This window comes from Chitinimonas sp., assembly GCF_041904975.1.
Lineage (GTDB): Bacteria > Pseudomonadota > Gammaproteobacteria > Burkholderiales > Chitinimonadaceae > Chitinimonas.
Genome location: NZ_JAYRLZ010000048.1, coordinates 10,909 through 19,992, shown reverse-complemented (window position 1 = coordinate 19,992; position 9,084 = coordinate 10,909). Strand labels below are relative to the sequence as shown.

The 9,084-nt window shown below is 60.3% G+C and carries 11 protein-coding genes; 10 read left to right on the top strand and 1 reads right to left on the bottom strand.

Annotation, left to right across the window (positions count from 1 at the left end; all coding sequences use genetic code 11):
* Positions 1–677: 677 nt before the first annotated feature.
* Positions 678–1,403, top strand: coding sequence for a restriction endonuclease (locus tag ACE3OH_RS07010; protein ID WP_374350020.1), 726 nt, complete (start codon positions 678–680; stop codon positions 1,401–1,403).
* Between the two features lie 91 nt (positions 1,404–1,494).
* On the opposite strand, the gene ACE3OH_RS07005 is transcribed toward ACE3OH_RS07010, so the two are convergent.
* Positions 1,495–2,046 (bottom strand): hypothetical protein, encoded by a 552-nt coding sequence (locus tag ACE3OH_RS07005; RefSeq protein WP_374350018.1) that lies wholly within the window; start codon positions 2,044–2,046, stop codon positions 1,495–1,497.
* 237 nt (positions 2,047–2,283) lie between these two features.
* On the opposite strand from ACE3OH_RS07005, the gene ACE3OH_RS07000 reads away from it, so the two are divergent.
* The 9 genes from ACE3OH_RS07000 to ACE3OH_RS06960 all read left to right on the top strand — a co-directional run.
* On the top strand, positions 2,284–2,742 hold the full coding sequence (locus ACE3OH_RS07000) for a hypothetical protein (protein ID WP_374350016.1): 459 nt from the start codon (positions 2,284–2,286) through the stop codon (positions 2,740–2,742).
* The gene (locus ACE3OH_RS06995) at positions 2,732–3,265 is read left to right on the top strand and encodes a hypothetical protein (protein ID WP_374350013.1); all 534 of its coding nucleotides are present in this window, start codon (positions 2,732–2,734) and stop codon (positions 3,263–3,265) included. The genes ACE3OH_RS07000 and ACE3OH_RS06995 overlap by 11 nt, the downstream gene beginning before the upstream one ends.
* On the top strand, positions 3,262–5,589 hold the full coding sequence (locus tag ACE3OH_RS06990; RefSeq protein WP_374350011.1) for a cohesin domain-containing protein: 2,328 nt from the start codon (positions 3,262–3,264) through the stop codon (positions 5,587–5,589). The genes ACE3OH_RS06995 and ACE3OH_RS06990 overlap by 4 nt, the downstream gene beginning before the upstream one ends.
* Before the next feature lie 3 nt (positions 5,590–5,592).
* On the top strand, positions 5,593–6,090 hold the full coding sequence (locus ACE3OH_RS06985) for a type II secretion system protein (RefSeq protein ID WP_374350008.1): 498 nt from the start codon (positions 5,593–5,595) through the stop codon (positions 6,088–6,090).
* On the top strand, positions 6,090–6,491 hold the full coding sequence (locus tag ACE3OH_RS06980) for a prepilin-type N-terminal cleavage/methylation domain-containing protein (RefSeq protein WP_374350006.1): 402 nt from the start codon (positions 6,090–6,092) through the stop codon (positions 6,489–6,491). Before ACE3OH_RS06985 ends, ACE3OH_RS06980 begins: the two co-directional genes overlap by 1 nt.
* Positions 6,466–6,939, top strand: a complete 474-nt coding sequence (locus ACE3OH_RS06975) for a type II secretion system protein (protein WP_374350003.1) — start codon at positions 6,466–6,468, stop codon at positions 6,937–6,939. Before ACE3OH_RS06980 ends, ACE3OH_RS06975 begins: the two co-directional genes overlap by 26 nt.
* A gap of 34 nt (positions 6,940–6,973) precedes the next feature.
* The gene (gene gspG / locus ACE3OH_RS06970; RefSeq protein ID WP_374350000.1) at positions 6,974–7,402 is read left to right on the top strand and encodes a type II secretion system major pseudopilin GspG; all 429 of its coding nucleotides are present in this window, start codon (positions 6,974–6,976) and stop codon (positions 7,400–7,402) included.
* Positions 7,403–7,414: 12 nt separating this feature from the next.
* A complete protein-coding gene (locus ACE3OH_RS06965) occupies positions 7,415–8,602 on the top strand; it encodes a type II secretion system F family protein (RefSeq protein WP_374349997.1) in 1,188 nt (395 codons plus the stop codon).
* Positions 8,599–9,084 (top strand): hypothetical protein (locus ACE3OH_RS06960; protein ID WP_374349995.1); only part of this gene is annotated, 486 nt, incomplete at its 3' end. The genes ACE3OH_RS06965 and ACE3OH_RS06960, both read left to right, overlap by 4 nt.

Genomic DNA, 9,084 nt, shown 5'->3' with positions numbered 1-9,084 from the left:
TGGCACCGATCGGCTATATCCCGCCGGCAGAGGCTGAGGCAAACTACTACCGGCAACTCGCCAGTCAGCTGACCGTACCGGCCTGACTTAAACCAAATGGCCTCTACGAAATCCGGGGCGGTTCACAATGATTCTGGTGAACTAGATGGGCGGTCGGAGTATGACGCCGCGACCCTTCGAAAAGTGATTGCTGATGGGCAAGCTGTAAGCAATCTGTACTTAGCAAGCTGAGAAGAAAAGCCAGGTAGGGCGGGTCCCCGGAGGGAACCCGCGCGGAATCCGGGCATTGGCCGTATGCGCCGAGCCGGCTACTTTGCCCCACACCTGGCGACCTGCGGATAGACCGGCTGCTGTTTACTATACCGCTCCGCCCGCTTGGCCGGGTTGAGCTAGAGATAAGGCCGTACGGCATGATGCCTTGGCAGGGCATCTGCAGCGAAGCTCGATTCGCCGCATGTGTGCCCTACGGTCTATGGCGCTGCTGCAAGAAATCCAGCACTGGTTGACCACTTCAACCCGCGCCTACTACGTGGCCTTGTGCGCGACCGGCCCGTGAAGGTGGATACGGTTTCACGTAGCCGCATGTGCAATACCGATATTGATGGAAAACGTATGGCGAAGCGGAGTACCCGTAGTCCGATAGAGGACTTGATCGATATTGCGGCCATGCTGCCCTGGTGGCTGGCTCTAGTGCTTGCTCTACTCAGCTTTCTACTTTTACATCCACTTGCAGGCCTGCCGAGTCACTCGCCCAATACGCCTGCCTTGCTGATTGGCGTGACGTGCCTGTTTTGCAGGTCCTGGTTCCCTTCGCTTTCTTGTCGGGCGCCGCAGTTTCTGTTTTCAGGGCATGGCGTGCCAGGTCATTGACCCAATGGGCAAAGTCGGCTGATGCAACTGAGCGCTTGGCCAGATTCACATGGCGAGAGTTTGAGATTCTGGTTGCCCAAGCATACCGGGAGCGTGGATATGCGGTGACGGAACGAGGAGCCGCCGGGCCGGATGGTGGGGTGGATGTCGAATTGCGGATGGGCAAGGACAAATATGTCGTGCAATGCAAGCACTGGAAGGCTCAGGCGGTGGGCGTCTCGATTGTGCGAGAACTGTTCGGCGTGATGACGGCAGAGGGAGCGGCTGGCGGGTTTGTTGTCGCCTCGGGCCCATTCACCGCCGAGGCAGCGAAATTCGTCGACGGTCGCCCCATTCAGCTCGTGGATGCGACCAGGCTAATTGCCGGAGTCAGCTTGCCGCATGCTGACATCGCGGCGACCACGAGCAAGCCCGTTTGCCCGTTATGCGGTAAGCAAATGGTCAAGCGTATGGCGCGAAAAGGCACGAATGCGGGATCGACATTCTGGGGTTGCCCGGCATTTCCCGGCTGTCGTGGAACGCGCGCGCACTAGCCGCGACGTTTGGATTGCACTCGATTCGAGGCGTAAAGGTGCCGGAACGAATCATGCCTTTATTACCCGACACACGAAGCCATCGCGCGCCTTACGCCCTGTCCAATAGCCGCTTCTTGAGCCATGGCAAAACAAATATGGCGAACAAGGCAATCCACAGTGAATAGCCCATCAAATAGTCAAACCAGCTCAGTTCTGTCGGCGGCAAGGGCTTGGGCAGGTAGCCGCCGGCTTGAATGGCCCGTAGCTCGGCGCCGGTTGGCAAATTGATGTATTGCTTGGATTCGCCGGAGATGCCGAACACATAGCCATTATCTGTGATGGTGTAGGGAAGCAGGAAGGCTTTCATCGTTACCCGGTGCGCGAGAAAGAGCCGCGTATTCCCCGGGCCGCTCAGGGTGGTGGGCGCAACCATGCGGATGGAATCCTGTTCGCCGAACATGAATTTGCTGGCATGGGCAGTGGCGGATAGTGCAAGCAGCATCAGGATGGCGAGACGGTACAGGTATCGTGGCATGAGGGGCAATGGCGACCAGCTGTTAGAGCCGTTCGGCCATGGTGGACAGGGCGGCGGAACATACCGAATTTGCGCCCTTGGGTAAACCCTGATTCGGCGAGCCGCCAGACTGGCGAACGGTTTCACGCGATGGCTTGCTTGCGCTGCGGCGCTGAACCACTGTGCCGGGGAACTATTTTTGGCGGATTTGTGCCGCCCGGGTAAAAATTCCGTTAGAATCGCGCGCTCAAATTTTCTGTCGATTCATAGGCTTGCATGATATTTCATGCGGGCGTCATTTCCGGGCAGTCCCTGCATATCGTGGTTTACCTTCAATATTTGGCACTGCGCCACCGTTGGGCGCTTTTGGCGCTGCTTGTGTGCTTGGCACTCTTGCTGCTGGCCGTGGTCGCCTTGCGTCAGCCGCTCGCCCAGCCTGGGCGGAAACCGGTGGTGGCGCCGGTGGTGCTTGCACCGCAAAAGGCCGCCAGCCAGACCAGCAGTGCGCTGCTGCTGGCCCAATTGCCGGCGCAGGTCGAGAGCCTGCCGGCCATTTTGCACCGCGAGGCCGATCGCGCCGATGTCGGGCTGGGCGAGGTCAGCTATGCCAATGAGCCAGAGCGCGCACTGGCGATCCGGCGCCAGCAGGCCAGCTTTACCTTGGTGGAAAACTATGGTGCGAGCCGACGCTTTCTCGGCAAGCTGCTCAGCCACCCCAGCCTTGCACTGGAGGCACTGGATTGCACGCGCGATGACATTGTCAGCCCGGAGCTGAGTTGCGCGATTCGCGTCGCCAGCTATGGCAAGGCCTCAACCAGCAAAGTGCCTGCCCATGAACGCTAAGCAACGCTGGATGCTTTGGGGCAGCCTGTTATTGGCCACCGTAGTTGCGGCGATCTATCCGACCGAGCCGGCTGGTTCGGCGGCGGCAGAAGTTGCCAGCGAGCGCCGGCCGCCCAAGGCCGCCGCGCAGCCTGCCGTGTCAGCCCCGGTGGTCGCTAAATCGGCCGATGTAGCGCCGCTTGCCCGCGACGACTTGCCAGAACTGGCAGGTGACCCGTTTGCGCCTGTGAGCTGGGAGGCGCCGCCCAAGCCGGCCGTGGTGCCCAGTGTGGCACCGCCGCCGCAGCCGGTCGGCCCGGTGGAACCCCAGGAACCGCCCATGCCCTACCGCTTTCTTGGCCGTATGCAGGAAGAAGGCGGCCAGACTGTTATCTATCTCGCCCGTGGCCAGGACAGCTTGGTCGCGCACGCCGGGGAGGCGCTCGACAGCCAGTACAAGCTGGTGTCGGTGGAAGCCCGCAAGCTGGTTATTGAATATCTGCCGCTGGGTCGCCAGCACGAACTCTCGATTGAAGCGCCATGAACCGTGTTAACCCTTTTCTTGCCAGCGCCAGGCGCTCGGCAAGTGTCCTGTTATTGACTGGTGCCATGCTGGCCGGGTGCGCCGGTCATTTGCGCCACATGGATGGCTGGTATCACCTTGAGGCTGGCCGCTACACGCAGGGCTTGCAGGCGCTGAAGGAAGCGACCGAGGCCGATCCGCTCAATGTGCGGTTTCGCGCCGACTGGCTGCAAAAGCGTGATGAGGTCACCAACAAGTTGCTCAATCGGGCCGAGGCCGCGGTGAATGCGCAAAAGCGCAGTGAGGCGCGCGAGATCTACCAGACCATTCTGGCCTACCAGCCCGATAATGAACGGGCACTGGCCGGTATCGACCGGGTGGAGCGTCTTGGCAATGTGGGTGAACAACTCAAGCAGGCCGAGCAGGCAATGAAGCAGGGCGATCGCAGCAAGGCGCAGCAGCTGCTCAATACCGTGCTGGATCTGGCCCCAAATCTGCTGGAAGCCAAGGCGCTCAAGCGCGAACTGGAAGAGCGCGAAGCGCGCGATATGTTGTCCAGCCCGAGCTTGAGCAATCTCTACCGCAAGCCGGTAACGCTCGAGTTTCGTGATGCCAGCCTGAAAATGGTGTTTGAAGTGCTGTCCAGGACCACGGGCATCAACTTTATTCTCGATAAGGAAATCCGCTCGGATCAGCGCACCACCATTTTCCTCAAACAATCGTCGCTGGAAGACGCGGTGGACATGCTGGTGACGACCAACCAGCTGGAAAAGAAGGTGCTCAACGGCAGCAGTGTGCTGATCTATCCGAACACCCAGGCCAAGACCAAGGAATACCAGGACCTGCTGGTGCGCGCCTTCTATCTGCACGGTTCTACCGTCAAGGATACGGCCAACTTGATCAAGACCATCCTCAAGCTCAAGGATGTGTTCGTCGATGAAAAACTGAACATGCTGGTGGTGCGCGATACGCCGGAAGCGATCGCGCTGACCGAAAAACTGATTGGTCTGTACGACCATGAAGAGCCTGAGGTGATGCTGGATGTGGAGGTGCTGGAAATCGCCCGCTCCCGTCTGCTGGACCTGGGTGTTGCGCCGACTGACCAGTTCTCTGTCGCGCCGCTTGGTAGTTTGGTCAACACAGGTACCGGTGACAAGCCGGAGTCGCGTAGCTTGAATAGCTTGCTGCACCTAAATCGCGACAATCTGGGCATCACGGTTCCCAGTGTCGAAGTTAAGGCGCATCAGCAAAACAGCGATGCAAATCTGCTTGCCAACCCGCGTATCCGGGTACGCAATCGTGACAAAGCCAAGATTCATATTGGCGACAAGATTCCGGTGGTTACCACTACCGCTGGAAGCAATGGCTACGTGACAGAAAACATTCAGTACCTGGATGTAGGCTTGAAGCTGGACGTGGAGCCTACCGTCTACGCCCACGATGACGTTGCAATCAAGATCGGCCTGGAAGTCAGCTCTGTGGTTACCAAGGTTCAAACCAAGTCTGGCGGCTTGGCCTACCAGATTGGTAGTCGCAGCGCCGATACGGTGCTGAGCCTGAAAGATGGCGAGACGCAGATTCTGGCTGGTTTGATCCGGAGCGAAGAGCGCAGCAGTGCGGCCGGCCTGCCCGGTCTTACCAGCATGCCGATTCTTGGCCGCTTGTTCTCAGCCAATAGCGACTCGCGCGACAAGACCGAAATCGTGCTGTCGATCACACCTCACTTGGTGCGCGGTATCCAGCGCAAACCGGCCGGCCAGGAGATGTTCTGGTCGGGTACCGACGCGGTCTTGCGTGCCAAGCCCTTGCTGTTGCGCACCCAGGATGCTGCGCCGGCCCAGCCGGCTGGCCGTTCGCCGGCTGCCAATGCGGCAACGCCGGCTTCGCCCGGCGCCGATGCGCCTAAGGCAGATGCACCGCAAGCGGGCGCCGGCAAGCCGATCAGCATCAGCTGGTCAGGCCCGAGCAAGGCCAAGCCGGGCGAGGAGGTGAAGCTGGCGCTGGCAATGAATAGCAGCGCACCAATGCGTGGTCTGCCTTTGCAGCTGGCCTACGACCCGCAGATGCTGGAGATCGTCGCGGTTGAAGACGGCGGCTATTTCTCACGCGATGGGCGCAAGGGCAATTTCAGCAGCACGGTGGATAAGCCCAGCGGCAGGGTGTCGATTGCCCTCGGCAGTGCCAGCGATGCACAAAGTGGCAGCGGCAATCTGTTGATGATCCGGGTCAAACCACTCAAGCCTGGTATCAGCCAGCTCGATGTTGCAGGCGCCATCCCTATCGGTTTGCCGGCTGGAGTGGAGCGCCCAGCCATGCCGGTACGCCTTGAGTTGCATGCGGAGTAAGCCGTGCTGAAATTGCGCAGACCGGAAGGTGCATCCCGCCAGGGCGGCTTTACCATTGTGGAGCTGATGGTCAGCTTGGCGATTCTTGCCATGCTGGCCATGGTGGCGTTGCCGTTCGCCCAGCATACGATCAAGCGCGACAAGGAGTTTCAGCTGCGCCGTGCCCTGCGTGATATTCGCATGGCGATCGACGCCTACAAGGCGGCGGCAGATGCTGGCAAGATCGCGCTGCCGATTGGCGCCAGCGGCTATCCGGCCAGCTTGGATCTGCTGGCTACCGGCGTGCCCAATGCCAAGGTATCAGGCCAGACCCTGTATTTTCTGCGGCGTATCCCGGCCGACCCCTTCGCCACCGAGCGTGGTATTCCGGCAGCGCAAACCTGGGGCTTGCGCAGCTACGACAGCAGCTACGACGCGCCGCGCTACCGCGCTGATGTGTTCGATGTGTATTCGCAATCCACCGAAGCCGGCCTCAACGGTGTGGCTTACAAGGAGTGGTGATGCGGTCGCGAATCACGTTTCTGAAGCGACATCTGGCACGCGGCTTCACCATGATCGAGCTACTGGTGGCCTTGGCCATCATTGCCCTGCTGCTGGCGATTGCGGCGCCCAAGTACTTCGGCGGCATCGATCGCGCGCGCGAAACCGTGTTGCGCGAAAACCTCTACAGCCTGCGCGAAGCGCTGGACAAGTACTACACCGACACCGGGCGCTATCCGGACAAGCTGAGCGATCTGGTCGACAAACACTATTTGCGCCAGATACCGGAAGATCCGATTACCGAGAGCCGTAACGGTTGGGTGGTCAAGCCTCCGGCTGATCCGAGTATGGGCGGGGTATTTGATGTACATAGCGGGGCAGCGGGGGTCGGCAAGGATGGCACGTATTACCAAGATTGGTGAAGCCGGATTTACCTACCCGGCCGCGCTGTTCCTGCTGGTGGTGCTGATGATCATGAGTGCGCGAGCACTCAATGTCTGGAAGACCTCCGAGCAGCACGCCCGTGAGCAGGAATTGCTATGGGTGGGCCAGCAGTATCGGCAGGCGATCAAGACCTATTACGAGCTGTCGCCGGGTAGCGAAAAACGCTATCCATCTGATCTGCGCGATCTGCTGGAGCATCGCTTTACCACGCAGATTCGCCGTCCGTTACGGCGCCCCTACCGCGACCCGATTACCAATCGGGCTGAATGGGGAGTGGTTACCGCGCCGGATGGCGGCGTGATGGGGGTGTATTCCCTGTCGATGGCCGAGCCGCTCAAAAAAGGCGGTTTTGAAGAGAGTAATGCAGAGTTCGCCAACAAAAAGCATTACCAGGACTGGCAGTTCATCTACCAACCGGCCAAATAGCCGGGCGTTTTGACTTGATAGGAGAAATGGAAACATGCAACGCAATACGCGCCGCCACGGCGGTTTTACCTTGCTGGAGCTCTTGGTGGTCTTGCTGATCATCGGCTTGTTGGCGGCCTATGTCGGCCCGAAATACTTCTCGCAGATCGGTAAATCCAATACCACCGCCGCCAAGGCGCAGATCGAAGCGTTTGATAAGGGCCTGGACCAGTACCGGGTGGATACCGGCCATTACCCCAGCACCGAGCAAGGCCTGGTGGCCCTGTTCGCCCAGCCGGCCAATGAGCCGAAGTGGAATGGCCCTTATCTGAAGAAGACCATTCCGCTCGATCCGTGGGGCCACAGCTACAACTACAAATCGCCTGGCGATGCCAAGGCCGGGCGCGAGTTCGAGGTGGTTTCCTATGGCAAGGACGGTGCTGCCGGCGGTAGCGGCGAAGATGCCGATATCACCAGCTATTAAGCGACCCACTGCATGCGTTTTATTGCCAAGACCCTGACGCTGGCCGGCGCGGTTGAAGAAATCGCGCTCGAAGCCGAATCAGCCACCGCTGCCGAGGCCCGTCTGCGCGCCGAGGGTGTGCGGGTGGTGTCGGTAAAGCCGGCCGAGCGCGGTGTCGACTTCCAGCTGGGGCGTGAGCGCTTCATGCTGGCGGTATTCAACCAGCAGCTGCATTCGCTGCTGGAGGCAGGGCAATCGATTGTCGATGCCATCGATATCCTGCAACACAATGATGCAGGTGGGGCGCAGAGCCGCGTCTACGACGGCCTGTTGCAGGCGCTGCGCCAGGGCAAGCAGTTGTCCGAAGCCATGGCACAGCAGGCTGGCGTGTTTCCGCCCTTGTATGTGGCCATGGTGCGCGCCAGCGAAACCACCGGCAGTGTGCGGGTGGCGGTGCGGCGCTATATCGAATACCAGACTCAGGTGGCGCAGATCCGCAGCAAGCTGGTGTCGGCCTCGGTGTATCCGGCCATCCTGGTGTGCGTTGGCATGCTGGTGATCGGCTTTTTGCTGCTTTATGTGGTGCCGCGTTTCAGCATGGCGTTTGACGATGTCAGCAAGAACGGCGAGCAACTGGGCGGCTTTGTCTATGTCTGGGGCAATTTTGTCCGCGCCCATGAGCTGCTCGCCTGGGGTGGCTCGGCCCTGCTTATGGCGATGCTGATTGCCGTACTGGTACACCCGGTGGCACGGCGCGTCGCCCTGCAAACGTTGCTCAAACTGCCGGCAGTCGGTCGGCGCATCCGGGTATTCCAGCTGGCGCGCCTGTATCGCACCCTTGGCCTGCTGCTGCGCAGTGGTGTACCGCTGACCCATGCCCTGCGCATGACGCGCGATTCCATGCCGGTTCACTACCAGGCACAGCTCGATGCAGCTCGTGCCCAGGTTGAGGAGGGCATTCCGCTGTCGCGCGCCTTGTTGGCGCAGCAACTGGCTACTGAAGTCGCCAGTCGCCTGATTGTCGCCGGCGAGTCATCGGGCAATCTGGACGAAATGCTCGGCCGGGTGGCGGACTTTCATGATCAGGAAGTATCCGGCTGGGTCGACATGATCGGCCGGGTGATCGAACCGGCGCTGATGGTGGGCATCGGCCTGGTGATCGGCGTGGTGGTGATGCTGCTCTATATGCCTATTTTTGAACTGGCGAATTCTGTTCAATGACTGATTCCAAGACGCAACTGCTGGACTGCCTGTCCCAGCGCGCTGGCCGCGATTGGCTGACCCCCTATGCCGATGGCCAGGGGCTGACCCGGCACGCGGCCTTGCAGCAGGTGGCCGACCACTTCGGCTACCCGCTGATTTCGCTGGAGCGATTGAACCAGCTCACCCCGCAGTTCGATCAAGTGCCGTACGACGCCATGCTGGCGCAGCGGGTATTGATGGTGCGCGATGAACACGGCGCTTGCTACGCCGTGATGGGTGAGCCGATCGATCAGGCGCCGCGCGCCTGGGTCGCCTCGCTGGACCTGGATGTCACCGACATCTGGCTGGCCGACCCGCTCGATGTGGAGGCCATGCTCGATCGTTACGCCACCAGTTTCAGTGCGGTGGCCTCGGCGGTCAGCAAGAGCGATCAGGAAGTGGTGTCGCGCGATGACAGCGACGAGCTAACCCTGGTATCGATCGCCAATGAACCAAGCCCG